Origin of the sequence: Archangium violaceum (assembly GCF_016859125.1) — a bacterium.
GTDB classification, from domain to species: Bacteria; Myxococcota; Myxococcia; order Myxococcales; family Myxococcaceae; genus Archangium; species Archangium violaceum_A.
Window position 1 is genome coordinate 8,100,341 of the sequence record NZ_CP069338.1, and the last position, 25,303, is coordinate 8,125,643.

The 25,303-nt window shown below is 69.4% G+C and carries 26 protein-coding genes; 23 read left to right on the forward strand and 3 right to left on the reverse strand.

Annotated elements, in window-relative coordinates; translation table 11 throughout:
- Positions 1–243 precede the first annotated feature (243 nt).
- The 10 genes from plsX to ribD all read left to right on the forward strand — a co-directional run bounded on the left by plsX (position 244) and on the right by ribD (position 9,280).
- Positions 244–1,308: a phosphate acyltransferase PlsX gene (gene plsX / locus JQX13_RS34655; RefSeq protein WP_203403739.1), complete on the forward strand. Its 1,065-nt coding sequence runs from the start codon at positions 244–246 to the stop codon at positions 1,306–1,308.
- 50 nt (positions 1,309–1,358) lie between these two features.
- Entirely contained in the window at positions 1,359–2,342 is a 984-nt protein-coding gene (locus tag JQX13_RS34660; protein WP_203403740.1) for a beta-ketoacyl-ACP synthase III, read from the forward strand.
- Positions 2,343–2,368: 26 nt separating this feature from the next.
- A complete protein-coding gene (gene fabD / locus JQX13_RS34665; protein ID WP_203403741.1) occupies positions 2,369–3,301 on the forward strand; it encodes an ACP S-malonyltransferase in 933 nt (310 codons plus the stop codon).
- A 1-nt stretch (position 3,302) separates the two neighbouring features.
- Complete coding sequence (gene fabG, locus JQX13_RS34670; protein WP_203403742.1) at positions 3,303–4,049, forward strand: 3-oxoacyl-[acyl-carrier-protein] reductase; 747 nt, start codon at positions 3,303–3,305, stop codon at positions 4,047–4,049.
- A 105-nt stretch (positions 4,050–4,154) separates the two neighbouring features.
- Complete coding sequence (gene acpP, locus JQX13_RS34675; RefSeq protein ID WP_203403743.1) at positions 4,155–4,397, forward strand: acyl carrier protein; 243 nt, start codon at positions 4,155–4,157, stop codon at positions 4,395–4,397.
- Positions 4,398–4,478: 81 nt separating this feature from the next.
- The gene (fabF, locus tag JQX13_RS34680) at positions 4,479–5,735 is read left to right on the forward strand and encodes a beta-ketoacyl-ACP synthase II (protein WP_203403744.1); all 1,257 of its coding nucleotides are present in this window, start codon (positions 4,479–4,481) and stop codon (positions 5,733–5,735) included.
- Between the two features lie 115 nt (positions 5,736–5,850).
- Positions 5,851–6,300, forward strand: a complete 450-nt coding sequence (gene rpiB / locus JQX13_RS34685) for a ribose 5-phosphate isomerase B (RefSeq protein ID WP_203403745.1) — start codon at positions 5,851–5,853, stop codon at positions 6,298–6,300.
- Positions 6,301–6,332: 32 nt separating this feature from the next.
- On the forward strand, positions 6,333–7,589 hold the full coding sequence (gene glyA / locus JQX13_RS34690; RefSeq protein ID WP_203403746.1) for a serine hydroxymethyltransferase: 1,257 nt from the start codon (positions 6,333–6,335) through the stop codon (positions 7,587–7,589).
- Between the two features lie 15 nt (positions 7,590–7,604).
- Entirely contained in the window at positions 7,605–8,102 is a 498-nt protein-coding gene (nrdR, locus tag JQX13_RS34695; protein WP_203403747.1) for a transcriptional regulator NrdR, read from the forward strand.
- 2 nt (positions 8,103–8,104) lie between these two features.
- A complete protein-coding gene (gene ribD, locus JQX13_RS34700; protein WP_203403748.1) occupies positions 8,105–9,280 on the forward strand; it encodes a bifunctional diaminohydroxyphosphoribosylaminopyrimidine deaminase/5-amino-6-(5-phosphoribosylamino)uracil reductase RibD in 1,176 nt (391 codons plus the stop codon).
- Positions 9,281–9,306: 26 nt separating this feature from the next.
- Here ribD and JQX13_RS34705 read toward each other — a convergent pair whose 3' ends face one another.
- Both JQX13_RS34705 and JQX13_RS34710 read right to left on the reverse strand, forming a co-directional pair.
- Positions 9,307–11,550 (reverse strand): M48 family metalloprotease, encoded by a 2,244-nt coding sequence (locus JQX13_RS34705; RefSeq protein WP_203403749.1) that lies wholly within the window; start codon positions 11,548–11,550, stop codon positions 9,307–9,309.
- 64 nt (positions 11,551–11,614) lie between these two features.
- The gene (locus JQX13_RS34710; protein ID WP_203403750.1) at positions 11,615–12,112 is read right to left on the reverse strand and encodes a PilZ domain-containing protein; all 498 of its coding nucleotides are present in this window, start codon (positions 12,110–12,112) and stop codon (positions 11,615–11,617) included.
- A gap of 175 nt (positions 12,113–12,287) precedes the next feature.
- On the opposite strand from JQX13_RS34710, the gene JQX13_RS34715 reads away from it, so the two are divergent.
- Positions 12,288–13,529, forward strand: coding sequence for a cytochrome P450 (locus JQX13_RS34715; protein WP_203403751.1), 1,242 nt, complete (start codon positions 12,288–12,290; stop codon positions 13,527–13,529).
- Between the two features lie 59 nt (positions 13,530–13,588).
- On the opposite strand, the gene JQX13_RS34720 is transcribed toward JQX13_RS34715, so the two are convergent.
- Positions 13,589–13,963 carry a hypothetical protein gene (locus JQX13_RS34720; protein ID WP_203403752.1) on the reverse strand — a complete coding sequence of 125 codons (375 nt, stop codon included), beginning with the start codon at positions 13,961–13,963 and terminating at the stop codon, positions 13,589–13,591.
- Positions 13,964–14,142: 179 nt separating this feature from the next.
- Here JQX13_RS34720 and JQX13_RS34725 point away from each other — a divergent pair, with 179 nt between their 5' ends.
- From JQX13_RS34725 to cheB, 12 genes are all read left to right on the forward strand, one after another.
- A complete protein-coding gene (locus JQX13_RS34725) occupies positions 14,143–14,787 on the forward strand; it encodes a riboflavin synthase (RefSeq protein ID WP_203403753.1) in 645 nt (214 codons plus the stop codon).
- Positions 14,788–14,813: 26 nt separating this feature from the next.
- Positions 14,814–16,010: a 3,4-dihydroxy-2-butanone-4-phosphate synthase gene (gene ribB, locus JQX13_RS34730; protein WP_203403754.1), complete on the forward strand. Its 1,197-nt coding sequence runs from the start codon at positions 14,814–14,816 to the stop codon at positions 16,008–16,010.
- 65 nt (positions 16,011–16,075) lie between these two features.
- Positions 16,076–16,567 carry a 6,7-dimethyl-8-ribityllumazine synthase gene (gene ribH, locus JQX13_RS34735; protein WP_203403755.1) on the forward strand — a complete coding sequence of 164 codons (492 nt, stop codon included), beginning with the start codon at positions 16,076–16,078 and terminating at the stop codon, positions 16,565–16,567.
- Between the two features lie 2 nt (positions 16,568–16,569).
- The gene (gene nusB, locus JQX13_RS34740; RefSeq protein WP_203403756.1) at positions 16,570–16,989 is read left to right on the forward strand and encodes a transcription antitermination factor NusB; all 420 of its coding nucleotides are present in this window, start codon (positions 16,570–16,572) and stop codon (positions 16,987–16,989) included.
- Positions 16,986–17,474 carry a M17 family peptidase N-terminal domain-containing protein gene (locus tag JQX13_RS34745; protein WP_203403757.1) on the forward strand — a complete coding sequence of 163 codons (489 nt, stop codon included), beginning with the start codon at positions 16,986–16,988 and terminating at the stop codon, positions 17,472–17,474. Before nusB ends, JQX13_RS34745 begins: the two co-directional genes overlap by 4 nt.
- 49 nt (positions 17,475–17,523) lie before the next feature.
- Complete coding sequence (locus tag JQX13_RS34750; protein WP_203403758.1) at positions 17,524–17,898, forward strand: response regulator; 375 nt, start codon at positions 17,524–17,526, stop codon at positions 17,896–17,898.
- Positions 17,895–20,219 carry a chemotaxis protein CheA gene (locus JQX13_RS34755; RefSeq protein ID WP_203403759.1) on the forward strand — a complete coding sequence of 775 codons (2,325 nt, stop codon included), beginning with the start codon at positions 17,895–17,897 and terminating at the stop codon, positions 20,217–20,219. Before JQX13_RS34750 ends, JQX13_RS34755 begins: the two co-directional genes overlap by 4 nt.
- Positions 20,220–20,253: 34 nt before the next feature.
- Positions 20,254–20,817, forward strand: coding sequence for a chemotaxis protein CheW (locus tag JQX13_RS34760; protein WP_203403760.1), 564 nt, complete (start codon positions 20,254–20,256; stop codon positions 20,815–20,817).
- Positions 20,814–21,422 carry a chemotaxis protein CheW gene (locus JQX13_RS34765; RefSeq protein ID WP_203403761.1) on the forward strand — a complete coding sequence of 203 codons (609 nt, stop codon included), beginning with the start codon at positions 20,814–20,816 and terminating at the stop codon, positions 21,420–21,422. Before JQX13_RS34760 ends, JQX13_RS34765 begins: the two co-directional genes overlap by 4 nt.
- A complete protein-coding gene (locus tag JQX13_RS34770; RefSeq protein WP_203403762.1) occupies positions 21,419–23,395 on the forward strand; it encodes a HEAT repeat domain-containing protein in 1,977 nt (658 codons plus the stop codon). The genes JQX13_RS34765 and JQX13_RS34770 overlap by 4 nt, the downstream gene beginning before the upstream one ends.
- Positions 23,396–23,416: 21 nt before the next feature.
- A complete protein-coding gene (locus JQX13_RS34775; protein WP_239014032.1) occupies positions 23,417–24,274 on the forward strand; it encodes a CheR family methyltransferase in 858 nt (285 codons plus the stop codon).
- A complete protein-coding gene (gene cheB, locus JQX13_RS34780) occupies positions 24,271–25,302 on the forward strand; it encodes a chemotaxis-specific protein-glutamate methyltransferase CheB (protein ID WP_239014033.1) in 1,032 nt (343 codons plus the stop codon). Before JQX13_RS34775 ends, cheB begins: the two co-directional genes overlap by 4 nt.
- The last annotated feature ends 1 nt before the right edge of the window (position 25,303 follow it).

Consider the following 25,303-nt stretch of genomic DNA (forward strand, 5'->3'; position numbering starts at 1 on the left):
CTATATCGTCACGGCCCTGGACCCCTGGGCTTCCCCACCGGTCCCGACCGGCAAAAGCTCGGAAGGCGGCGGACCCTAGCCGCTCGGAGCGTGTGAGTCAACGCGCCTGTGCGGGGGAACGCCGTGCCCTGGTCCAACCGGGGCCGGGCCGGTCACATTCTTACGCTCCGCACCCCGGACGTGTCCACCCGCCTGCTCTCCGTGCTCCCGACCCCGGGGCGTCCATGGAAGGATGCGCCCGCGATGAGGCTCGTCCTGGATGCGATGGGGGGTGACCATGCCCCCGAGTCCCCCGTGCAGGGGGCCCTTCTGTTCGCGCGGGAGCACCCGGAGCACGAGGTGGTGCTCGTGGGGGACCTGGAGCGCTTGCGTGAGCCCCTGGCCCGGGCGGGTGGGGCCCCGGACAACGTGCGCCTCCACCCCGCCTCGGAGGTGGTGGAGATGGAGGATCACGCCATCTCCGCCATCCGCCGCAAGAAGGACTCCTCCCTGCGGGTGGGCTTCGAGCTCGTGCGCCGGGGCGAGGCGGAGGCGCTGGTATCGGCCGGGCACTCGGGGGCGGTGATGGCGGGGGCGTTGCTGGTGCTGGGCCGCATCCCCGGGGTGGAGCGTCCGGCGATCGCCACGTTGTTGCCGGCCCTCAAGGGGGGAGGGCGCTGCCTGCTGCTGGATGCCGGGGCCAACGTGGAGTGCCGGCCCGTGCACCTGGCGCAGTGGGCGGTGCTGGGCGAGGCCTACGTGCGCGCCCGCCTGGGCATCCCCCGTCCGCGGGTGGCCGTGCTCTCCAACGGAGAGGAGCCCTCCAAGGGGACGTCCCTCACCCGCGAGGCCTCCGAGCTGCTGCGCGCCTCGGACCTGGACTTCGTCGGCTACGTGGAGGGCAAGGACCTCTTTTCCGGGGATGTGGAGGTGGTGGTCACCGACGGCTTCACGGGAAATGTCGTCCTCAAGACATCCGAGGGCGTGGCGGCGGCCGTCACGGGTCTGTTGCGCTCGGCCATCGAAAGGCGTGGAGGCCTGCCGGAGAAACTGGGGGCGCTGCTGCTCAAGCCCACCTTCACCGGCCTGAAGAAGATGGTGGATTACGCGGAGTACGGCGGAGCGCCGCTGCTCGGTATCGAGGGCGTGGGCATCGTGGCCCATGGCCGCAGCTCACCTCGGGCGTTGCAGCAGGCCCTGGAAGCCGCCCTGCAGATGGCCCAGGCGGGGTTGAGCGCCGAGTTGACGCGGTGCATCGCACAATCCGCCGTCTGGCTCCCTGCAAAGCAACGGGGAAAGGGGGCGACAGAGGAGGCCCTTTCCGATTAGAGAGCGCGCCCGAGGCGTTCGTGTCCCGAGATACCCACTCGGGAGCAACCTTGGCACGAACGCAGATCATCGGAACCGGCTCGTACGCACCGGAGAAGGTCCTGACCAACGCCGACCTCGAAAAGATCGTCGACACGACGGACGAGTGGATCACCGAGCGTACCGGTATCCGCAAGCGTCGGGTGGCGGCGCCCGGAGAGACGACCAGCGACATGGCCGTGCAGGCGGCCCGGCGCGCGCTGGAGATGGCGGGAGTCCGGCCGGAGGAACTGGGGCTCATCGTGGTGGGCACAGTGACGCCGGACATGCCCATGCCCTCTTGCGCCGCGGTGGTGCAGGCCAAGCTGGGTGCGAAGAACGCCTTCGCCTTCGATGTGTCGGCGGCGTGCTCCGGCTCGCTCTATGCCCTCACCGTGGCGGACCAGTTCATCCGTACCGGCCAGGTGAAGCGCGCGCTCGTCATCGGCGCGGAGATGCTCAGCCGCACCGTCAACTGGGAGGACCGCAACACCTGCGTGCTCTTCGGGGACGCGGCGGGTGCCATGGTGATCGCCCCCACCGACGACGCGGAGCGCGGGCTGCTCTCCACGCACCTGTACACGGATGGCTCCTTCGCGGAGATCCTCTGCATTCCGGGCGGAGGCACGAGCAGGCCGCCCTGCGAGGAGATGCTGAAGGAGAAGCTGCACACGCTGCACATGAACGGCCGCGAGGTCTTCAAGTTCGCGGTGCGCGCGCTGGCGGACTCGACGCACACGGCCCTGAAGGCGAACGGGCTGCACGTGCGGGACGTGGACCATGTGATTTCACATCAGGCCAACATCCGCATCCTCGAAGCCGTGCTACAGCGGCTGGAACTGCCCGTCGATAAGTGTTGGCTCAACCTGCACGAATACGGCAATACGTCCTCCGCGTCCCTGCCCATGACGCTGGACGAGGCCAACCGGGCGGGCCGGCTGAAGCAGGGCGACGTGGTGGCGATGATGGCCATTGGCGCGGGGATGACGTGGGGCAGCGCGGTGATGCGCTGGTAGTGTCCTTCAGGGAGGGAGCAGGAAGCATGTCGAAGATCGCGTTCGTCTTCCCCGGACAGGGCAGTCAGGCTGTCGGCATGGGGAAGGACCTGTACGAGAAGTTCCCCGAGGCCCGGGCCATCTTCGAGGCGGCCGACGAGGCGCTGGGCGAGAAGTTCTCCCAGACGCTGTTCGAGGGGCCCGAGTCGGCGCTGAAGCTGACGGCCAACACGCAGCCGGCCATCCTCATGGTGTCCGTGGCGGCGCACGCCGTCTTCTCCAAGCGCGCGCCGGCGCCGGCCTTCGTGGCGGGGCACTCGCTGGGTGAGTATTCGGCGCTGGTGGCGGCGGGCGCGCTGTCGCTGGCGGACGCGGTCCGGGCGGTGCGGGCCCGCGGCACCTTCATGCAGGAGGCGGTGCCCGAGGGCGTGGGCGCCATGGCCGCGGTGTTGGGCCTGGAGCCCTCCAAGGTGAAGCAGGCGTGCGACGTGGCCGCCGAGGGCCAGGTGGTGTCGCCCGCCAACTACAACTCGCCGGAGCAGACGGTCATCGCCGGCCATGTGCAGGCGGTGGAGCGTGCCATCGCCAAGGCCAAGGAGCTGGGGGGCAAGGCGAAGCTCTTGCCGGTATCCGCTCCCTTCCACTGCGCGCTGATGGAGCCGGTGAAGCCCCGGCTGGCCGAGGTGCTGGGCAAGGTGAAGGTGTCCGCTCCGTCCGTCCCCGTGGTGACGAACGTGGAGGCGGCGCCCAACAGCGACGCGGCCCGCGTGGTGCCGCTGCTGCTGGAGCAGGTGAGCTCCTCGGTGCGCTGGGTGGAGACCATCCAGGCCCTCCAGGCGCAGGGGGTGACGCGCGTCTTCGAACTGGGCCCCGGCAAGGTGCTGAGCGGGCTCAACAAGCGCACCACCAAGGACATCGAGTCGTTCAACGTGGAAGACTCCGCGAGCCTCGAGAAGGCCCTCGCGGCACTGGGAGCGTGAGATGAGCTCGTTCAAGGACAAGGTGGTGTTGGTGACGGGCGGCTCGCGGGGTATCGGCCGCTCCATCGCCGTGGCCTTCGCGAAGCAGGGCGCGACGGTGATCATCAGCTACGCGGGTAACGAGGCCGCGGCCCAGGAGACCCTGGGGCTCATCCAGTCGGCCGGGGCCAAGGGCGAGGCGATCCGCTTCGACGTGGCGGACAGCGCCGCCTGCGCCAGCGCCGTGGAGAGCGTGGTGAAGACGCACGGCCGCCTGGATGTGCTCGTCAACAACGCGGGCGTGGCCGTCGATGGCCTGGTCATGCGCGTGAAGGACGAGGACTGGGACAAGCAGCTGGACACCAACCTCAAGGGCGCCTTCGCCCTCATCCGCGCGGCCAGCCGGCCGATGATGAAGCAGAAGGGCGGGGCCATCATCAACCTGACCTCCGTGGTGGGGGAAATGGGCAATGGTGGACAGGCCGCCTACTCGGCGTCCAAAGCGGGCCTCATCGGCTTGACGAAGTCCGTGGCCCGCGAGCTGGCCAGCCGCAACATCCGGGTGAACGCCGTCTCCCCGGGCTTCATCGGCACGGACATGACCTCCCACCTGGAGGGCGAGACGCGGGAGAAGATGCTGGCCGCCATCCCCCTGGGCCGCCTGGGCTCCCCCGAGGACGTGGCCAACGCCGTCCTCTTCCTCGCCAGCGACACCGCCGCATACATCACCGGAGAGGTCCTCAAGGTGAATGGCGGCATGTACATGTAGCCAAGGGTTGGATCGGCGCCGGGCGTGGAGTATACCGCGCCGGTCTTTACAAGGTTCCGGGGAGTATGCCGGACCGCTACGTGGTTCCTGGAGGGTTCAATACCTATGTCGACTTCTGCTATCGAGGCCAAGGTCAAGAACATCATCGCCGACCAGCTGGGCGTGGGCGAGGAGGAGATCAAGCCGGAGTCCTCCTTCATCGAGGACCTGGGCGCTGACAGCCTCGACATCGTGGAGTTGGTGATGGCGATGGAGGAGGAGTTCGAGGTCGAGATTCCCGACGAGGAGGCCGAGAACATCAAGACCGTCGGCGATGCCATCAACTACATCAACACGCACAAGAAGTAGGCATCACCTGTAGGGCCGGGAGCGCTGGTCCCCCGCCCAGCGTTCCATGGCAGCAGCAGCGCGAATTGAGTGGAGAGTCACGTGTCAAACCGACGAGTCGTCGTCACCGGGACCGGAATCATCACGGCACTGGGAACCGGCACCGAGAAGAACTGGCAGGCGATGCTCGCCGGCAAGTCTGGCATCGCGCCCATCACCCGCTTCGATACGGGGAAGATCGACACCCGCTTCGCAGGCGAGGTGAAGGACTTCCAGCCGGAGCAGTTCATCGACAAGCGCGAAGTGCGCCGGATGGACCTGTTCTCGCAGTTCGCGCTCGCCGCGGCCGAGATGGCCGTGAAGGAGAGCGGTCTGCCCATCGGGCCGGATGCGCCTCACGGCTACACGCCCGAGAAGGTGGGCGTCATCATCGGCTCCGGCATCGGTGGCATCTCCTCGCTGGAGGAGCAGCACCGCAAGGGCCTGGAGAAGGGGTTCGATCGGCTCTCGCCCTTCTTCATCATCCAGATGATCATCAACATGGCGCCGGGCCTGGTCTCCATGCGCTACGGCTGCAAGGGGCCCAACTGGGCGCCGGTGTCGGCCTGTGCCACGAGCGCGCACGCCATTGGCGAGGCGTGGAAGTCCATCCGCCTGGGTGAGACGGACGCGGTCATCGCGGGCGGCTCCGAGGCGGCGATCACCCCGCTGGGCATGGGTGGCTTCTCGGTGATGAAGGCGTTGTCCAGCCGCAACGAGGATCCGGCCACGGCCAGCCGCCCGTTCGACAAGGATCGCGACGGCTTCGTGATGGGCGAGGGCGCGGGCATCATCGTGCTCGAGGAGCTGGAGCACGCGAAGAAGCGCGGCGCCAACATCCTGGCGGAGCTGGTGGGCTACGGCGCCAACTCGGACGCGCACCACGTGACGCAGCCGGCCCCCGAGGGTGAGGGCGCGGCGCGCTGCATGCGCCTGGCGCTGCAGTCGGCGGGGATGAACCCGGAGGACGTGGGCTACATCAACGCGCACGGCACCTCGACACCGTTCAACGACGCCAACGAGACGAAGGCCATCAAGACCGTCTTCGGGGACCACGCCCGGAAGCTGGCGGTGTCGTCCACCAAGTCCATGACGGGCCACATGCTGGGCGCGGCCGGTGGAGCGGAGGCGGTGATCAGCGTGCTGACGCTGCAGCGGGGCGTGATCGCGCCGACCATCAACTACACCACGCCGGATCCGGACTGCGATCTGGACTACGTGCCGAACCAGGCGCGTGAGCAGCGCGTGGACGCGGTGATGAGCAACTCGTTCGGCTTCGGCGGCACCAACGCGGTGCTGCTGTTCAAGCGCTTCAAGTAGTACCGGGTGCAGGGCGGACCGGGAGTCGTGCCCGTGTCCGCCCCCTCTCCCCCTGGGAGAGGGCTGGGGTGAGGGTCTTCCCGCCCCGGGTCCACATGGCGGAGGGAGGGCTCACGTGAAGGTCATCATCGCGTCGGATCATGCGGGCCTGGAGCTGCGCCGCGAGCTCGTGAGTGCGCTGAAGGAGCTGCGCGCCGAGGTCGACGACGTCGGCCCGGCCACGAACGCGTCGGTGGACTACCCGGACTTCGCGAAGCAGGTCTGCCGGAGCGTGGCCGCGGGCGACTACACCTTCGGAGTGCTGGTCTGCGGCACCGGCATCGGCATGAGCATCACGGCCAACAAGTACCGGGGCATCCGCGCGGCGCTGTGCACGAGCGAGTTCGAGGCGCGCATGACGCGGGCCCACAACGACGCCAACGTGCTGTGCCTGGGCCAGCGGGTGGTGGGCGGGGGTTTGGCGCGAAGCATCCTGGAGGCCTTCCTGAGCACGCCCTTCGAGGGCGGCCGGCACCAGAAGCGCCTGGACAAGATTCGTGAGGCCGAGTCCGAGAGCGGACGCTGAGGCCCGCATTCGCAACCGAGGAGAGCGTGTCCATGGAGAACGTCCGTAAGCTGGCCGAGGTCGATCCGGAGATTGCCAAGGTCCTTCACGAGGAGACGCGGCGCCAGGAGGAAGGCCTGGAGCTCATCGCCTCGGAGAACTTCGTGAGCCCCGCCGTGATGGAGGCGATGGGCTCGGTGCTGACGAACAAGTACGCCGAGGGCTACCCGGGCAAGCGCTACTACGGCGGTTGCGAGGTGGTGGACGTGGCGGAGAACCTCGCCATCAACCGGGCGAAGGAGCTGTTCGGCGCGGACTACGTCAACGTCCAGCCGCACTCGGGCAGCCAGGCCAACATGGGCGCCTACATGGCGCTGATGAAGCCCGGTGACACCCTCCTCTCGTTGGACCTCAACTCGGGTGGCCACCTCACGCACGGCGCCGCGTTCAACTTCTCCGGCAAGCTCTACAAGATCGTCCACTACGGGCTCACCCGGGACACGGAGACGCTGGACTACGCGCAGGCGGCGGCCCTGGCCAAGGAGCACAAGCCCAAGGTGGTGGTGGTGGGCGCCTCGGCGTACCCGCGCACCATCGACTTCGCGAAGTTCCGGGAGATCGCCGACAGCGTGGGCGCGGCGATGATGGTGGACATGGCGCACATCGCCGGCCTGGTGGCGGCGGGTGTGCACCCCTCGCCGGTGCCGCTGGCGGACATCGTCACCTCCACCACGCACAAGACGCTGCGCGGCCCGCGCGGTGGCATCGTGCTGAGCAAGGAGCAGTACGCCAAGACGCTCAACAGCCAGATCTTCCCGGGCATCCAGGGCGGCCCGCTGATGCACGTCATCGCCGCCAAGGCGGTGGCCTTCCGCGAGGCGCTCACCCCCGAGTTCAAGGTCTACCAGCGGCAGATCGTCGCCAACGCCCAGGCGCTGGCCGAGGCGCTCAAGCGAGGGGGCCTGCGGCTGTGCTCGGGCGGTACGGACAACCACCTGATGCTGGTGGACCTGCGGCCCAAGAACCTCGTCGGCAAGGTCGCCGAGGAGGTGCTGAACAAGGCCGGCATCACGGTGAACAAGAACATGATTCCGTTCGACCCGGAGAAGCCCACGGTGACGTCGGGCATCCGGATCGGCACGCCGGCCGTGACCTCGCGCGGGATGAAGGAAGCGGAGATGGCCACCATCGGCGCGTTCGTGGTGGAGGCGCTGGATCACGCCTCGGACGAGAAGCGGCTGGCCAACATCCGCGAGCGCATCCAGGAGTTCACCCGGAGCTTCCCGCTCTACGCCTCGCGGCTGAAGTAACCCTCCACCCGTCTCATGCGTTGCCCCTTCTGCCAGGACGCCGAGAACAAGGTCATCGACTCGCGCGAGTCGCACGAGGGGTCCGTCATCCGCCGGCGCCGCGAGTGTCTGCAGTGCAAGCGGCGCTTCACCACGTACGAGCGGGTGGAGGAGCTCTACCCGCTCATCGCGAAGAAGGACGGACGGCGGGAGACGTTCGACCGGGACAAGCTGCTCGCGGGGCTGAAGAAGGCCTGCGAGAAGCGGCCGGTGTCGGCGGACCAGCTCGAGGAGACGGTGGTCTCCATCGAGCGGTGGTTGCAGGGCATGGGTGAGAAGGAGGTGCCCTCGTCGGTCATCGGCGAGGAGGTGATGCGCCGGTTGCACGCGCTGGACGAGGTGGCCTATGTGCGCTTCGCCTCGGTGTACCGGAGCTTCCGCGACATCTCCGAGTTCATGGAGGAGTTGAAGGATCTGCTGTCGGACCGGACGCGGGAGCGCAAGCCGCCGCAGCCGGCGGGCAAGGACGGTTGACGGTGCGGCTCTTGACGCGAGCGCGGTTGCAGGCACGCAAGGCTCCCCGGGCGAAGCGCACGGCGGACTTCGACCGGGCGGTGGCGGAGTTCTTCATGCGCCTGGCGTTGGAGGAGGCGGCCAAGGGGCTCGGCCGCACCAGTCCCAACCCGGTGGTGGGGGCGGTGCTGGTGAAGAGCGGCCGCATCATCGCGCGTGGCTACCACCGCCGGGCCGGTACGGCGCACGCCGAGGTGGTGGCGCTGGAGGCCGCGGGCGCCAAGGCGCGCGGGGCGGACCTCTACACGACGCTGGAGCCGTGCGACCACTACGGGCGCACCCCTCCGTGCAGCCAGGCCATCCTCGACGCTGGCGTGCGCCGGGTCTTCACCGGCTCGTCGGACCCCAACCCGAAGGTGAACGGCAAGGGCGTGGCGCGGCTGCGGCGGGCCGGGGTGGAGGTGGTCACCGGCGTGCTGAAGGAGGATGCCGACAAGCTCAACCGGCCCTTCTTCAAGGCGATGAGCACGGGCCTGCCCTATGTCACGCTCAAGGCGGCGGTGACTCTGGATGGCAAGCTGGCCACCGCCACAGGGGACTCGCGCTGGGTGACGGGTGAGCAGGCCCGCGCGCAGGTGCACCGGCTGCGCGATCAGGTGGACGTCATCCTCGTGGGCGCCAACACCGTCCGAAAGGACAACCCCCAGCTCACCACGCGGCTGCCCGAGGGAAGCGGGAAGGATCCGGTGCGCGTGGTGGTGGATTCCCACCTGAGCCTCTCCCCGAAGCTGACCGTCTTCACCCAGCGCTCCCCGGCGCGCACCGTGGTGGCCACGCTGGAGGACCCCGCCGGCCGCAAGGCGAAGCGCTTCGCCGCGGCGGGAGTCGACATCTGGCAACTGCCCGCGAAGGGCGAGCGGGTGGACCTCGAGGCGCTCATGCGCCGCATCGCGAAGGAAGGCCTCAACCACGTGCTGGTGGAGGGTGGGGCGGAGATGTACGGCTCCTTCCTGCGCGAGGAACTGGCGGACGAGCTGCTGCTCTTCGTCGCCCCCAAGCTCATCGGCAGCGAGGGCCTGTCCTGGACGGGCTCGCTGGGGGTGAAGCAGATGGCCCGGGCGCTCTCGGTGGGGACGCTCTCCTACGAGCAGGTGGGCGAGGATCTGCTCATCCGTGCCCGGCTCTCCGAGCCCCGCTGAGCGGGGCCCGTCGGCGCCTGCCTGGCTCAAGCGGCCTTGCTGCTCACGTTGTTCAGCTGCTGCTTGAGCGCGTCGATCTCCCCCTGATCCTTTACCGGCAGGGCCTCGAGGATGCCGATGGCTCGCTGGAGCGAGGCCTGGGCGGCTGGCGTATCCCCCATCCGGTGCTGGGCGTACGCCATCTCCTGGAGGACGGGCACGATGAACGGATCATCCGCGCCCACGGTCTCCTCCAGCTTGCGTGCCGAGGCCACCAGGGCGGTGTCCGCCTCCGGGTGCGCGCGCTCGCGCATATCCAACGCATCCCGGTGGAACGCGACCGCGCCCGCGAACTGCTCCTGGAGGGCGGGCACCACCTCGCCACGGACCGGGGGCAGCTCCGCGCCCCGCTGCGTCAGGTAGTCCTCGACCTTGTGCGCGAACTCTCCGGTGAGCTCCTCGGCGAGCTTCTCCGGTGCCTCGAACAGGGTGAGGGCTGGCTCCTCGTCCACCGGGCGGTGGGCGGGAATGCCCGCGACGCGCGCGATGCGCTCATGCGGAGGCGGGTGGCTGTCGTACTTGCCCTCCTCTCGCTGCACCAGCTCGGTGGTGCGCAGCTCGCGCAGGCTGCCCGGCGTCATCGTGTCCGCCGCGTCCAGGCAGCGGTAGAGGTTCTGGCAGGGCCGCCCGGTCTGCCGCAGCATGATGAGCGTGCTGACGGCCGAGCGATCGAAGAGCTCACCGTTGCGGATGGCCCGGTTGAGCGCCGCGCCGAACGCGTCTCCTCCGTAGGCCAGCGCGGCCGCGCGATCCGCGAGCAGCTCGCGGCGCCGCGAGTGCCCCATCGTCACCCCGAGGTACACGGCGAAGTACACCCGCAGGAACCAGTACACCGGGTTCGCGTAGGTCATCTGCCCCAGCTCCGCCATGCCCTGGAGCGTGTGGAGCACCGACGTCTGGATGCGGCCGATGACGGGGTTGAGCCGCGTCTCCCCGTGCGAGAAGTGACCGTACTCGTGGGCGAGGATCGCCTTGAGCTCGGTGACGGACATTCCGCGCAGCGCGGCGTAGCCGAGGTGGAGGATGCGCTCGCCTCCGCCCAGCAGCACCCGCCACGTGCCGCCCGCCTCGCGCACGCCGATCCCCGCGTCCGCGTCCAGGTAGACCTTGTCCACCTTCTTGGCGCGCGCCACCTCCGCGACCTCCGCGAGCGCGGCGAACAGCCTGGGCGCCTCCGCCTCGGTGAGGACCCGGCCCCCGCCTTCCTTCGGGCCGGAGACGAAGAGCCCGCGGACGATGGCCCACAACCCACCCAGGCCGATCACCAGTGCGATGAGGATCAGCTTCACGGGGATGCGCGGCAGCAGGAACAGCCCGTAGAGCAGGGCGCCTCCCGTGGCCAGGGTGATGATCAGCGTCATCGGTACCGACACGTAGAAGAGCAGGCTGCCGGCCCAGAGCACCGCGTTGTACAGCTTGTCGATCCGCCGCTCCTGCGGCGTCTGCTCGTCGCGCAGCAGGCGCGCGTCCACCGACGCCAGACGCTTGACCTGGACGCGCGACAGCAGCGTGCCCGCCAGGTAGAGCAGCCCCAGGGAGAGGCCCAGGAGCAGCACCATGCCCAGGGGGAGCTGCCACGCCAGGCGGAACATCCGCGCGTCGTCGCTCCTGCCCTCGATCTCCTCGAAGAAGGGCGCTGTCGCGCCCCCGGCCCGAGCGGCGGCCACCTCCTCCGCGGCCTCCTCGTCCTCCCCCTGATTGGCGAGGATGGCGGCGCGCAGTGCATGGGCCGAGGCCATGTCCGGGTGGAGCTCCAGCAGCCGATCCACGTACCCCCGCGCGCGGTCGAATTCGTTCGCCGTGTTGTAGAGCACGGCGCTCAGGTACAGCGCGCGCGGCTCCTTCGGGTTCAATTGCAGCGCCTCCAGTAGCCAGCGCCGTGCCTGCTTCTGCTGGGCGGGCGTGTCGAGCGACTGGGACGCCAGGGTGGCCAACACATCCGCGCGGCGATGCCCATCGATGCCGAGCTCGAGCGCCTTCCGCAGAGCCTCCTCCGCCCGCTTCGGTTGGGTCTCCATCTCGAGGAAGCCGAGCAGCCGCCAGGCGCGCGGGTTGTCCGGGGCCTCCCGCACCAACTGCTCCACGCCGGGCCGGGCCTGCTCGGACTGGCCCTGCTGGACCTGGTCGAAGACCCGCTCGTAGACGGGCTCCAGTTCGGCACTGAAAGGAAACTTCTCCGGTGGCTCCGATGCGGCCTGGGCCAGCAGGAGGGACAACAGCAACGCGCGCATGGACGCTCCTCTTGGGAAAGGTCCAGCGGCGCATCCTAGCGACTTCGATTCGAGAAACGCAGCCTCAAGCCCGGATGTAGCCGAGCGCCAGGTCGAAGATCAGCATCTCCAGCCGCTCGCGGTCCTCCTCGCTCACGTCCGTGAAGGTGAAGGAGATGCGCCGGTTTCCCTCGTCGGAGTGGGGGATGAGCGCGACGATCCGCGCGCGGCCCACCACCGGGGGCTCGTCCTCTCCTGGCAGCCACAGCACGAAGCCCGTGTGCTCGCTCCCACCGGGGTCGCCGTTCAGCATGCAGGAGAACCCACCGGAGGAGATGTCCAGGGTCCTGCTGCGCACGGGGCCGGCGCGGAAGCAGACATCCAGGGTCAGCCCCTTGGGCACACGGAAGTTGCGCCGGGCCGCGGCTCCCTCTTGCAACTTGTGGCCCTGGGCCGCGAGCAGCGTACGCGCGAGCTGCTCGCGCGCCTCCAGATAGAGCGCGCGCTCATCGCTCGTGTGCAGCTTGCGGCGCGCGCGCTCGTGCAACTCCCGGAAATTCGTCAGCCAGGTGGAGAGTTCCATGCACCCATTCTACCCTGATTTTCAGGACAGTCCCGGAGGTACGGGTGGACACCGTTGTTTTGGTTGATAGTATCGTCAACGAAAAATCGGGGTTCCATCCGTGCGACCCCGCCGTGCAATCCGTTGCTTGTGACAAGGGTCAGCCACCGCCTGTGATGAAGTGGTGTGGCTGTTTTTGAAGCCCGCTCCCGAGATCGCCATGCTCAACGCCAACGTCGTGACCTCCCCTCGTTATGAGTTCTTCTCCCCGGAGGCGATTGCCAATTCCCAATCGCTGCTGAGCCGGATCCGCTCCGAGGATCCCGTGCACTTCAGCGACCAGCTTGGTGGCTGGCTCGTCACCCGCTATGCGGACGTCATGGCGGCGCTCAAGGATCCGCGCTTCTTGCAGGCCACGGGCACGGGACGGCTGGACGCGATGCCCGAGGCGGCTCGCCAGCAGTTGCGCCCCCTGCGTGATTCCATCCGGTTGTGGATGGGCAATGACTCCACCGAGGACCATCTCCGCTTCCAGCGCATCCTCAAGAAGTACTTCACGCCCGGGACGCTGGAGGCCCTGCGCCCGCGCATCCAGGAGCTCACCACCGAGCTGGTGGACGCCGCGCGGGCCCGGGGCCGGGCCGAGGTCGTCAGCGAGCTGGCCTACCCGCTGCCCGCCAACGTCATCGCCGAGATGCTGGGCGTGCCCACGAAGGATCGCGAGCTGCTGCAGCGCTGGTCGCGCGACCTCCTCCCCATCTTCACGGCCTCCAGCATGGAGCAGCTCCTCCAGAGCCAGAAGAGCGTGCTGGAGATGACCGACTACATGCGGCCCATCGTCGAGGAGCACCGCCGCGAGCCCCGCCAGGATCTCATCAGCGTGTTCCTGGCGGAGGAGGCCGCGGGCAACATCCGCGACGTGGAGGAGATCGCCGCCAACTGCGTGCTGCTGCTGTTCGCGGGTCACGAGACGACGGCCAACCTCATCTGCAATGGCTTGTCGGCGCTCTTCGACTTCCCCGACCAGCTCGAGCTGCTGCGCGCGAAGCCGGAGCTGATGCAGTCGGCCGTGGAGGAGATGCTGCGCTTCTCGGGCATCGGCGGCACCATCACGCGCGTGGCCGGTACGGACCTCGAGCTGGGTGGCAAGAAGATCGCGCCGCGGCAGCTCGTGTTCGTGAGTCTGGCGTCCGCCAACCACGATCCGGAGGTGTTCCCCGAGCCGAGCCGGTTCGACATCACCCGGAAGACGAACAAGCACGTCACGTTCGGTTACGGCTCCTACTACTGCCTGGGCGCCGCGCTCGCCCGGCTCGAGGCCCAGGTCTTCTTCTCCACGTTCCTGCCCCGGTTCCCCAACCTGCGGCTCGTGGACAGGGCGTGGGAGCCGTCGCCGCCGCTGGGCCGCCGGCTGACCGCGCTCAACGTGAGCTTCTGACACTCCGGTGGGATGGGTCGAGGTCTCGGCGCCCTGTGAGGCCTCGATCCGTCACCGGCTCAGTAGGCGCAGGCCCGGTTCACGCAAACCCCCGGCGAGCCATTGCAGGAGCAGTCCGAGTCATCGATGCAGCGCGTGGCCGGACAGAGCGGGCCACCGCCGCCCCCTCCGCCACCACCGCTCGTGGTGTACGAGCACGCGTTCCGGGTGCAGGACACGCTCGTCGCAGTGGGGCAGGCATTCCAACAGTCATCCTCGGTGATGCACCGGACGGACAGACAGACAAGCCCCTCGATCTGTTCGGGCGCGCTCACCTCGGCGCTGGACTGCTCGTCGCTGGCGTACTGGTGCTGGACCGACTCGGCGGCGATGGCGGCGGTGACGGACAGCAGGAGGGCGAGGCTCCACGGCAGATGACGGCGATGGAATGACATATCGAGGTTCCTCTCGGTTCCTGGGCCGCCGTGCGAGGGGGCGCGGGAGTTCCAGGAAAGACCAGGATAACATGAGGACCCGACATGATGGCTCCCGTGAGCCCGGCTGGCGGGGAAGCGAGGGCGGAACGAGTGGTCAGCGGATTGCCGGCCCCGAATCCGTTATAAGCCAGCCCGAAATGTTCACCGGACTCATCCAGGACATCGGCGTGGTCGAGCGTCTCATCCCCGGAGGGATGACGGACGTGTGGATTGGCACGGCGCTGGGCGCGAAGGACTTCGCGCTCGGCGAATCCATCGCGGTGGATGGCGCCTGCCTCACCGTGGTGGAGCGCGCCGGGGACTCGTTCCGCGTCCAGGCGGCCCCCGAGACGCTCCGGCGCACCACCCTGGGGAGCCTCCACCCCGGCTCGCGCGTCAACCTCGAGCGGGCGCTCGCGCTGGGCGACCGGCTGGGCGGGCACCTCGTCAGCGGCCACGTGGACGCCGTCAGCGAGGTGCTGGAGACCCGGCCCGAGGGCGGCTCCTGGGTGATGGTCTTCCGGCTCCCCGAGGAGCTGGCCCCCTTCTTCATCGAGAAGGGCTCGGTGGCCATCGACGGCATCAGCCTCACCGTGAACTCGGTGGGGACGGACCGCTTCAGCGTGCAACTCATCCCCGAGACCCAGGAGCGCACCACGCTGCGCGCCAAGGCCGTGGGGGCGAGGGTGAACCTGGAGGGGGATATGATTGGCAAGTACGTGGCGCGGCTGGTGTCGCTGCGCCAGGGCCCGGGCGGTGGGCTCTCCGAGGCGGTCATCAAGGCGGCCGGCTTCGGTGGTTGATTCGTAGGGAAAGGCCAGGAGCACGCATGGCGCGCGGCAGTCAGCACGAGACGGACAGCATCACCCTGGTGGAGCGGGCGCTCGCGGAGATCCGCAAGGGCCGGATGGTCATCCTCACCGACGACGAGGACCGTGAGAACGAGGGCGACCTCGTCATGGCGGCGGAGAAGGTGACGCCGCAGGCCATCAACTTCATGGCCACCCACGGGCGCGGGCTCATCTGCCTGTCGCTCACCGAGGAGCGCCTGCGCCGGCTCAACCTGCCCCTCATGGTGCAGGACAACACCTCGTCCTTCCAGACGGCCTTCACCGTCTCCATCGAGGCCGCGCAGGGCGTCTCCACCGGCATCTCCGCCGCGGACCGCGCCCACACCATCCAGGTGGCGGTGGCCCCCGACGCGAAGCCGAGCGACCTGGCGCGTCCCGGCCACATCTTCCCCCTGCGGGCCCGCGAGGGTGGGGTGCTCGTGCGCACCGGCCAGACCGAGGGCAGCGTGGACCTGGCGCGCCTGGCCGGCCTGGAGCCCGCGGGCGTCATCTGCGAGGTCATGAACGCCGATGGGACCATGGCCCGCCGGCCGGACCTGGTGAAGTTCGCCCGGAAGCACAAGATGGTGCTGCTGTCCGTGGCCGACATCATCCGCTACCGGCTGGAGCGCGAGCGGCTCGTCCGGCGCATCAGCGAGGCGACGCTGGAGCGCCGGGGGCAGGGGGCCTTCCAGGCCTACACCTATGGCAGCGACGTGGACAGCTCGGTGCACGTGGCCCTGGTGAAGGGCGATATCTCCGGCCGCGAGCCCGTGCTCACCCGCGTCCACCGGGTCTGCCTGGCGGGGGACCTGCTGGGGAGCGCCGGGTGCGACTGTGGCAGCCAGCTCGAGCAGGCCTTCCAGCGCATCCAGGAGGCGGGGCGCGGCGTGGTCATCTTCCTCCAGCGCGAGGTCTCCGCGCAGAACCGGCTGCGGTGCACCCACGTCTCCAACGAGGAGACCGTGCCGGGGAAGAACGACCAGATGCGCCTGCGCGAGTTCGGCGTGGGGGCTCAGATTCTCAAGGACCTGGGGCTGTCCCGGCTGCGCCTGCTCACCAACAATCCCAAGAAGATCGTGGGGTTGGAGAGCTACGCGCTCGAGGTGTCGGAGCAGATTCCGCTCACCGTGTCCGCCGGACCGGCGCGGCGGGTGGCCGCTCGCCGTCCTCCCCGCCGCCGCAAGACGTCTTGAAGGTGGCAGCCTGGAAAACTCCGTAGGGACGCCAGCCCCATGGCTGGTGTAGAGAGGGGCCGCACATGCCTCGCTACATCGAAGGTGACTTTCTTCCCCCGAAGGGCCGTTTCGCCATCTGCGTTGCCCGTTTCAACGCGTTCATCACCGAGGAGCTGGTGAAGGGCGCGGTGGACACGCTGGTACGCCACGGAGTGGCCGACGGGGACATCGACGTCTTCCGCTGCCCCGGCACCTATGAGCTGCCGGCCCTGACGCGGCGCGTGTCCGAGACGCGCTCCTACGTGGGCATCATCACCCTGGGCGCCGTCATCCGGGGTGGCACGCCGCACTTCGACTACGTGGCGGGTGAGTGCGCCAAGGGCATCGGCAACGTGGCCTTCACCTCCCAGGCCGCCGTCACCTTCGGCGTGCTGACGTGCGACACGGTGGAGCAGGCCATCGACCGGGCCGGCGTGAAGGCCGGGAACAAGGGCGCGGAGGCCGCCGCCGCCTGCATCGAGATGGTGAACCTCCACGTCAAGCTCGCCTCCCTGGAAGGGAAGAAGGGCTCGTAGCCATGGGTGCACGCAGAACGGCACGCGAGCGCGCGTTGCAGGCGCTCTATCAGTTGGAGATGACCCCGGGCTCCGTCCACGACGCCCTGGAGGCCGCCTGGGCCGCCACCGAGGAGGCCCGCAAGGAGGCCGAGGCGGTGAAGTTCGCCCGCGAGCTCGTCGAGGGCGTCATGTCCCACCGGGAGGAGATCGACCGGCTCATCGAGCAGCACAGCCACAACTGGCGGTTGGATCGCATGTCCCGTATCGATCGCAACGTGCTGCGCCTGGGCGTCTTCGAGCTGAAGTACCGCCCGGACATCCCCAAGAAGGTGTCGCTCAACGAGGCCGTGGAGCTGGGCAAGAACTTCGGCACCGAAGAGTCCAGCGCCTTCGTCAACGGGCTGTTGGACCGCGTGGCCGCGGCGCTGGGGAAGCAGTGAACGTCGCCGCCTACGATGTCGGCCTCGAGGGGCTGGATTCGCTGGAGGGTGTGGACGCCCTCTGTCTCTTCGTGGGCGAGGATGACCGTCCCCTGCCGGGCTCGGCCGGCTATGTGGACTGGCGGCTGTGCGGCTCCCTGTCGCGCGTCCTCCAGTCCGGCTTCTTCGTGGGCGCCCGGGAGGACTCCCTCCTGCTGCCCACCGACGGCCGCTTCCCCGTCCCCCGCATCTTCATCATCGGGCTGGGGCAGCGCCGTGAGCTCGATGCCTCCTCGCTGGGCGAGGCGCTCGCCAACGCCGGCCGGGTGCTCGCCAAGGCGAAGGTCGAGGCCGTGGCCCTGGAAATCCCGGGTGTTGGCTCCCTGGACGAGGCCACCCGGGCCTCCGCCCTGACGGACAGGTTCCTTCCCGCCTTCAAGGGGAAGAAGGTCGCCGTCCTGGCGGACAAGGAGCTCGCCCGCCGCCTGCCCGGCCGCAAGGGCTGAAGCTCGCTGGTTTCCGTCGTTCTGCTACGATGGGGGCCGGTTCGACCGAATGAAGTTCAAGATCCTGATCGTGGAGGATTCCAAGGTCTCGCGGGAGTTGATTGCCGCGACGGTGGAGTCCATCTCCGGTCTGGAGGCCTTCGCCACCAGCAGCGGTTTCGAGGCCCTCAAGCTCCTGCCCCGCCACCGGTTCGATCTCATCATCACCGACATCAACATGCCGGACATCAACGGGCTGGAGCTCATCAACTTCGTCAAGAAGAACCCGAACTACCGCGACACGCCGTTGTTCATCGTCACCACCGAGGGCCGTGAGAAGGATCGCGACCGCGGGCTGGCGCTGGGCGCGGCCGAGTACCTCATCAAGCCCTTCTCTCCGCAGAGCCTGGAAGGGCTCGTGCGCCGCTACCTGAAGCTCGCGTGAACCAGGCCGGAAAAGCACTCGCGGAGTTCGTCGCCGAGGGGACGGAGATCCTCGAGACCCTGGGCAGGGATCTGCTCGTGCTGGATCAACAGCGCGGGGCGGACCCGGAGCCGGATCTCATCAACGGCATCTTCCGGGCGGCGCACTCGCTCAAGGGCCTGTCGGCGCTCTTCGGGCAGGAGCGCATCTCCAAGCTGGCCCACCAGACCGAGGACCTGTTGGATCGGCTCCGGCTGGGCAAGCTGTCGCTGGACGATCAGGTCCTGGACACCCTCATCGAGGCGCTGGACGTGCTCCAGGCGCTGCTCGCGGAGGCGTCCCGGGAGGAGACCTCGGCCGGGTTGAGCGAGCGTGTGTTGGAGCTGGGCACGCGGCTGGCCAACCAGGGCGTCGCGGCGGCGGCCATCGAGGAGGATCCGCTCGACCGGCTGGAGCTGGATCCTCAGGTGCGGGCCGTCTTCACCGAGTACGAGGAGCACCGCCTGCGCGAGAACGTCCGCCGCGGCGTGGCCCTCTACCGCATCCGCGCCGCGTTCGATCTCTCCGACTTCGACACGGGGCTCGCCGATCTCAACTCGCGCCTCAAGCCGCTGGGCGAGGTCGTCAGCACGTTGCCCTCGTCGGAGCCGGGTGGGCTCTCGGGCATCGCGTTCGATCTCATCTTCGGCGCCAAGGTGCCGGAGTCGGAGCTGGCGGCGAAGCTCCAGGGCACGCCCGCGCAGCTCTTCGCGCTCAAGGCCCGCCCGCCCGCCACGACCACCGCGCGGGCCGCTCCGGCGCCCGCTCCCGTGGCGCAATCCGTGGCCCAGGTCGTCCAGCCCACCGAGCCCGCCGAGGCTCCCGCTCCTCCCAAGAGGAAGCGCAAGCCGAAGACGCCCAAGGCGAGCGCGGAGACTCCGTCCGGGAGCGGGTCGGAGCCGGTGGCTTCCACTCCCAGGGCCCCGGGCCTGCGCGCGGTCGAGCCGGACATCGAGCCGGAGTCCGCGCAGGAATCGCTGGCATTGCAGGGTGAGTCGTCGCGGTCCGAGCTGTCCGGGCCTCCAGTGCGCACGCTGACGGATGAGCCAGTGGGCGTTCGGGGCCCCCGGACGGAGGCCGAGTCGGCGCGCTCGCTCACCCAGACGGTCCGGGTGGACATCAGCCGGTTGGACGCGCTGATGAACACCGTGGGAGAGCTGCTGCTCATCAAGGCCAACCTGCAGCGCATGGCGGAGAACGCGCGCCAGCAGGAGGGCGTGGTGGCGCACTCCAAGCTGTGGGGCCAGGAGCTGTCTCGCGAGACGCGGCAGCTCGAGCGCAAGCTGGACGCGCTCCAGCAGGGCCTGCTCGAGGCGCGCATGGTGCCGGTGGGCCAGGTGTTCGACAGGCTCGCCCGGCTGGTGCGCCGCATCGCCCGGGAGGCGGGCAAGGAGATCGACTTCATCATCGGCGGCGGCGACGTGGAGCTGGACAAGCTCATCGTCGAGGAGCTGAGCGATCCGCTGATGCACATCATCCGCAACGCCATCGACCATGGCGCGGAGTCGCCGGAGGTCCGGCAGGCGGCGGGCAAGCCGAGGCGGGCGAGGGTGTCGCTGCGCGCGGAGCAGAAGGGCAACCACGTCGTCATCGAGGTGAGCGACGACGGGGCGGGCATCGACGAGGTGGGCGTGCGCGAGACGGCCCTGCGCAAGGGGCTCATCACCGAGGCGCAGGCGCGGGAGATGAGCCGGCGCGAGCTGCTCAACCTCATCTTCCTGCCGGGGTTCTCCACCGCCCGCAGTGTGTCCGAGCTGTCCGGCCGGGGCGTGGGCCTGGACGTGGTGAAGAACAACATCGGCAACCTGTCCGGCATCATCGACGTGTGGAGCGAGCGCGGGCAGGGCACGGCCTTCCACATCACGCTGCCCGTCACCCTGGCGATCATCCGGGCCCTGGTGGTGGGCGTGAGCGGGCGCACCTACGCGGTGCCGCTCAACAGCGTGCTGGAGATCCTCTCCGTGAAGCCCTCGGAGATCCGCACGGTGGAGCGGCGCGAGGTGCTGGACGTGCGTGGCACCACGCTGCCCCTCATGCGCCTGGCGCGGGTGTTCAACCATCCCGAGCGCCAGAACGACCGGCACTTCGTGGTGGTGGCGGGGCTGGCGCAGGAGCGGCTGGGCATCGCCGTGGACGAGCTCCAGGGCCAGCAGGACATCGTCGTCAAGTCGCTGGGAGGCCGCCTGCAGGGCGTGCGAGGGATCTCGGGAGCGGCCGACCTGGCCAACCGGCGCACCGTGCTGGTGCTGGATGTGGGTGCCTTGCTCGAGGAGGGGATGAGCCTGGAACGACGCCGGGCTTAATGCCTCCGGCCGTGGGGCTGCTATCCTCCATCCCGTGCCTTCCCTGTCCGTTCTGCTCGACAGCTTCTTCTACCGTCCGGATGAGGACATCGGTCCCATCCAGGAGCTGGTGGCCGGTACCGACGAGACCGTCGAGCCCGTCCCCGAGGAGATCCCCGAGGAGTATCTGGCCTTCCAGCTGGAGGGTGAGCACTACGCGGTGCCCATCCACGGCGTGAGGGAGATCGTCAAGGTTCCGCCGCTCACCGAGGTGCCGCGTGCCGCGCCCAACCTGCTCGGCATCATGTACCTGCGGGGCGAAGTCTTGCCCGTGTATGACATCAAGGTGAAGCTGCGGTTGTCTGACAAGGCGCAGGTGGTGGCGGGTCCGGACGCGCCCGAGCCTCCGCGGGGCTCGCGCATCATCGTGGTGCAGACGGCGGACGGGCTGGCGGGCATCTGGGTGGACGCTGTCTCCGAAGTGGTCCGGTTGAGGCCCTCGATGTTGGAGCTGGCCCCTCCGGGAGTAGGGGGCGGGGAACGGGATTGTGTGGTGGGGTTGGGGCGGCGCAAACAGCAGCTCTTCATCCTGCTCGACATCTGGCAGGCCCTCGCATGAGACAGCGCTTCAATGTCCTGACGCAGCTCACGCAGTCCATGGCCGACGAGATGGCCGCGGCGGAGAGGGATCCGCTCGTGCAGCTGTGCGCCTTCTTCGTGGGGCCCGAGGAGTACGCGGTGGACATCCGGCGGATGGAGGAGGCCCTCCAGCCCCAGCGCATCACCCCCATCCGCGGCGCGCCGCCCTTCATCGAGGGCATCATCCGCCTGCGGGGCTCCATCATCCCCGTCGTGGATCTGCGCAAGCGGCTGCTCGGCATCGAGGCCCCGGTGGACACGCCCAAGACGCGGATGTTGGTGTGCTGGCTGGGCCGCAAGCGCGTGGCCTTCACCGTGGATCGCGTCTCCGAGGTGGTGCGGCTGCGGCGCAGTGAGATCAAACCCGCTCCGGCCATTGGCGCGGTGGGCCCGGCGCCCTTCGTGGTGGGGGTGTACGGCGAGCCGGAGAAGGGCGAGCAGGACAAGCGCGAGCCGGACAGGCGCGAGGGCGACAAGCGCGAGCAGGAGAAGCACGGACAGGGGCGGCTCAAGCTGCTGCTGGACGTGAAGGCGCTGCTGCTGGCGGAGATGGTGCGCGACGGCGGCCGGAGGATGAACGGATGAGCGAGGAGGGGCGGAACGCAGAGGAGGCGCGTTACCGGGCCCTGCTGGAGCTGGATCCCTCCTCCGCGGGCGCGCGGGAGACGCTCGTGGCGGGTCTCCATGACGAGAGCTGGCGGGTGCGCCGCGCGGCGGCCGAGGGGCTGACCCGGGTGCCGGAGCGCGAGGTGGTGGTGGAGCGGCTCATCTCCGTATTGGGAGAGCGGGACGAGACGGGCGCGCGCAACGCGGCGGCGGAGTCCCTGGCGGGCATGGGTCTGGCGGCGGTGGAGCCCCTGGTGCGGCTGCTCGGGCACGCGGATCCGGATCAGCGCAAGTTCGCCGCGGACATCCTGGGCCAGCTGAAGCTCGCGGAGGCGGAAGAGGCCCTGGTGAAGGCGATGCTGGAGGACGTGGATCTCAATGTCCGCGTGGCCGCGGCGGAGGCGCTGGGCCACGTGGGCGGCAAGGTCGCGGCCCGCGCCCTGGAGCGCACCCTGCACGATCCCGAGCCGTTGCTGCAGCTGAGCGCGCTGGAGTCGCTCGCGTTGCTGCGCCACCCGCCGCCGTTGCCCGAGCTGGTGCGGCTGTTGGGCAACCCGATGCTCAAGCGCAGTGCCTATCGGGTGCTGGGCCTCATTCCCCAGGTGGCGGCCACGGAGCTGGTGTGCCGGGGACTGGGTGCGGAGTCGCGCTCCACCCGCGAGGCGGCACTGGTGGCGCTGGGCACCCAGGCGGGCCTGTCCGAGCCCTCCCAGCGGACCGAGATGGACGCGGCGGTGCGGCTGGCGCTCAAGCGGCTGCCCGAGGCGGTGGGCTGGGTGGCCAGCGCGCTGGAGTCCGATGATCTCGAGCTGCGGGCCGGAGCGCTCGTCGCGGCGGCGGCCCTGCGCGAGCCCCAGCTGGCCCCGCTGGTGGCGGAGGTGGCGCAGGAGGAGCGGCTGGTGCCCGAGGTGATGCGCACGCTGGCGCATTTCGGTCCGGAGACGGGGCGCGAGCTGCTGGCGAGCATGGATCGGCTGTCCTTCCCGGCGCGCGAGGTGGCGGGGCTCGTGCTGGTGGAGATGGTGGACGCCACATACGTGCCCGAGCTCGTTCAGATGCTCGACTGGGGCGAGCTGGATTTGAAGGCGGTGGCGGTGCAGGGGCTCGGACGGACGCGCTCGTTGGAGGCGGTGGAGCCGCTGGCGCAGTTGTTGGATCATCCGGAGCTGGCCGGGCCGGCGGTGCGCGCGCTGGTGACGCTGGCCGGCAGCTTTCCGAAGCAGGTGGCCCAGGCGCTGGAGTCGGCGCTGGAGCGCGGGGCGGAGCCGGTGGTGCTGAGCGCGCTGGTTCGGGTGGGTGGGACGGCCATGCTGCCCCTGGTGCGGCGGACCGCGCGGGAGGGCTCGGTGGCCTTGCGTGCCACCGCCGTGGAGGTGCTGGCCGCGGTGGAGCCTTCCGGGGGCCTGGAGCTGGCGCGGGTGGCGCTGGAGGACGAGTCCTCGAGGGTGCGCGCCGCGGCGGTGCGGGTGCTGGGCCAGGTGGGGGATGCCAGGATGTCGGGGTTGCTGAAGCGGGCCCTCGCCGACGAGGCCCTGGAGGTACGGCTCGCCGCCCTGGAGGCGGTGGGGGAGTGCGGGGCCGTGGAGCAGGTGGCGGAGCTGGAGTCGCTGGTGCGGCATGAGGACGGGGCCATCGCCTTCCGGGCGGTGCGCTCCCTGGCGAGGCTGGGCTCGCTGCGGGACGAGGTGCTCCGGAGCGCGGTGTCCCATGGAGACCATGAGGTGGTGAAGGCGGCGCTGCTTGCGGGCGCGGCCTCGGCCGAGGGGGTGTCGCTGGCGGTGGGGCTGCTCGGCCACGCGAATTGGGACGTGAGGGCCGCGGCGGCGCGGATCCTGGGAGCCTCTGGCGGGCGCGAGTGCCTGCCGGCGACCCGGGCCGCGCTGGCGGCGGAGACGGATGCTCTGGCTCGCCGCGCGCTGGTGGACGCGGTGGAGCGGTTGTCGGGACGCTGAGTCGCGGAGGCCTCGGGGGTGATGCCTTTCGATACAGGCAAGCCGGAGATGACCGCGGAGGAGTTCCGCCTGCTGCGGGACTTCGTGTATGGCCATTGCGGCATCCTCGTGCGTGACGACATGAAGTTCGTCATGCAGCGGCGGCTGTGGCCACGTCTGGAGGCGTTGGGACTGGCGGACTTCAGCGCCTACTACCGCTACCTGCGCTTCGATGCCCAGCGCCGCGCCGAGCTGGAGACGGCCATCGAGGCGCTCACCACGCACGAGACGTACTTCTTCCGCGAGCCGCGCCAGCTCAAGGCCTTCTCCGAGGAAGTACTTCCGCAGCTGGAGCGGCGCAACGCGCGCACGAAGCGGCTGCGCATCTGGTCCGCGGGGTGCTCGTCCGGGGAGGAGGCCTACACGGTGGCCATGCTCCTCAAGGACAGCGGGCGCTTCGAGGGCTGGGACGTGGAGGTGCATGGCACGGACATCTCGCGCCGGGTGCTGGTCGCCGCGCGCGCGGGCGAGTACGGGCCGAGCGCGCTCCGGGCCACGCCTCCGGACAAGATCGCCCGCTATTTCATCCACGTGGGGCCCAACCGGGTGCGCGTTCGCGACGACGTGCGCGCCTGGGTGACCTTCGGCCACCACAACCTGCAGGAGCCCGATTCGGGGCAGATCGGCTCCCGCATGGACGTCGTCTTCTGTCGCAACGTGATGATCTACTTCGACACGCCCGCGCGGCAGCGGGTGCTGCGCCTCATCTACGACAAGCTGGTGCCCGGGGGTTATCTGCTGCTGGGGCACTCGGAGAACCTCATCAACCTGAGCGCGGACTTCGAGTTGGTGCACCTGCGCAGTGATCTCGTCTACCGCAAGCCGGAGGGGGGCCTGTGAGCTCGCCTCGAGACACCGTGAAGGTGCTGGTGGTGGACGACTCGGCCCACAACCGGCGGTTGTTGTCGGAGCTGCTGGAGTCCTCGCCGGACGTGAAGGTGGTGGGCACCGCGATCGACGGCAACGAGGGACTGCGCCAGGTGATGGCGCTGCACCCGGACGTGGTGACGTTGGATCTGGAGATGCCGCGGCTGGGCGGCTATTCCTTCCTGCGGCTGCTCAAGAGCACGGCGCCCACGCCCGTCATCGTCATCTCCAGCTACGCGCACAAGACGGACGTCTTCAAGGCGCTGGAGCTGGGGGCCTTCGACTTCATCGCCAAGCCGGCGAAGCTCACGGCGGAGGTGCTGGAGAAGCTGCGCAAGGAACTGCAGGAGAAGGTGCACGCGGCGCGGTTGGTGCGGCCGGAGATGAAGCCGGTGAAGCGGCAGAAGGTGATGCCGCTGGAGCCCTCGTTCGTGGTGGGAATCGGGGCGTCCACGGGTGGGCCGCCGGCGGTGCAGCGGCTGCTGGAGTCGCTCTCGCCGGAGCCGTCGATGAGCCTGCTGGTGTGCCAGCACATGCCCAAGCAGTTCACCCGGGCCTTCGCGGAGCGGCTGGACCGGCTGGGCCCCTTCACCGTGCGCGAGGCGCAGGAGGGAGATCTCCTGGCGCCGGGCCACGTCTTCATCGCGCCGGGTGGGCGGCAGCTGGTGGTATACCGGCAGAACGGGCAGTACGTGCTGGGCACGCCACCTCCGACGATGCAGGACAAGCACGCGCCCTCGGTGGACCGGCTCTTCGTGAGCCTGGCCGAGGTGTTCGGCCCGAAGACGATTGGCGTGGTGCTGACGGGGATGGGCTCGGACGGGGCCCTGGGCTCGAAGGCCATCCAGAAGGCGGGAGGCGAGGTGTGGGCGGAGTCGGAGGAGACGGCGGTCATCTACGGGATGCCGCAGGAGGCGGTGGCGACCGGGGCGGTGAGCCGGGTGCTGCCGTTGGGAGAAATCGGCCCGGCGCTGGTGGAGCTGGCGCGCAAGAGGCGGTGAC

Excerpts from the sequence above, each read along its gene's own strand:
- plsX (WP_203403739.1), top strand. The coding sequence starts at position 244 with ATGAGGCTCGTCCTGGATGCGATGGGGGGTGACCATGCCCCCGAGTCC.
- fabD (WP_203403741.1), top strand. The coding sequence starts at position 2,369 with ATGTCGAAGATCGCGTTCGTCTTCCCCGGACAGGGCAGTCAGGCTGTC.
- fabG (WP_203403742.1), top strand. The coding sequence starts at position 3,303 with ATGAGCTCGTTCAAGGACAAGGTGGTGTTGGTGACGGGCGGCTCGCGG.
- acpP (WP_203403743.1), top strand. The coding sequence starts at position 4,155 with ATGTCGACTTCTGCTATCGAGGCCAAGGTCAAGAACATCATCGCCGAC.
- glyA (WP_203403746.1), top strand. The coding sequence starts at position 6,333 with ATGGAGAACGTCCGTAAGCTGGCCGAGGTCGATCCGGAGATTGCCAAG.
- nrdR (WP_203403747.1), top strand. The coding sequence starts at position 7,605 with ATGCGTTGCCCCTTCTGCCAGGACGCCGAGAACAAGGTCATCGACTCG.
- JQX13_RS34705 (WP_203403749.1), bottom strand. The coding sequence starts at position 11,550 with ATGCGCGCGTTGCTGTTGTCCCTCCTGCTGGCCCAGGCCGCATCGGAG.
- JQX13_RS34710 (WP_203403750.1), bottom strand. The coding sequence starts at position 12,112 with ATGGAACTCTCCACCTGGCTGACGAATTTCCGGGAGTTGCACGAGCGC.
- JQX13_RS34720 (WP_203403752.1), bottom strand. The coding sequence starts at position 13,963 with ATGTCATTCCATCGCCGTCATCTGCCGTGGAGCCTCGCCCTCCTGCTG.
- JQX13_RS34725 (WP_203403753.1), top strand. The coding sequence starts at position 14,143 with ATGTTCACCGGACTCATCCAGGACATCGGCGTGGTCGAGCGTCTCATC.
- ribB (WP_203403754.1), top strand. The coding sequence starts at position 14,814 with ATGGCGCGCGGCAGTCAGCACGAGACGGACAGCATCACCCTGGTGGAG.
- ribH (WP_203403755.1), top strand. The coding sequence starts at position 16,076 with ATGCCTCGCTACATCGAAGGTGACTTTCTTCCCCCGAAGGGCCGTTTC.
- nusB (WP_203403756.1), top strand. The coding sequence starts at position 16,570 with ATGGGTGCACGCAGAACGGCACGCGAGCGCGCGTTGCAGGCGCTCTAT.
- JQX13_RS34750 (WP_203403758.1), top strand. The coding sequence starts at position 17,524 with ATGAAGTTCAAGATCCTGATCGTGGAGGATTCCAAGGTCTCGCGGGAG.
- JQX13_RS34765 (WP_203403761.1), top strand. The coding sequence starts at position 20,814 with ATGAGACAGCGCTTCAATGTCCTGACGCAGCTCACGCAGTCCATGGCC.
- JQX13_RS34770 (WP_203403762.1), top strand. The coding sequence starts at position 21,419 with ATGAGCGAGGAGGGGCGGAACGCAGAGGAGGCGCGTTACCGGGCCCTG.
- JQX13_RS34775 (WP_239014032.1), top strand. The coding sequence starts at position 23,417 with ATGCCTTTCGATACAGGCAAGCCGGAGATGACCGCGGAGGAGTTCCGC.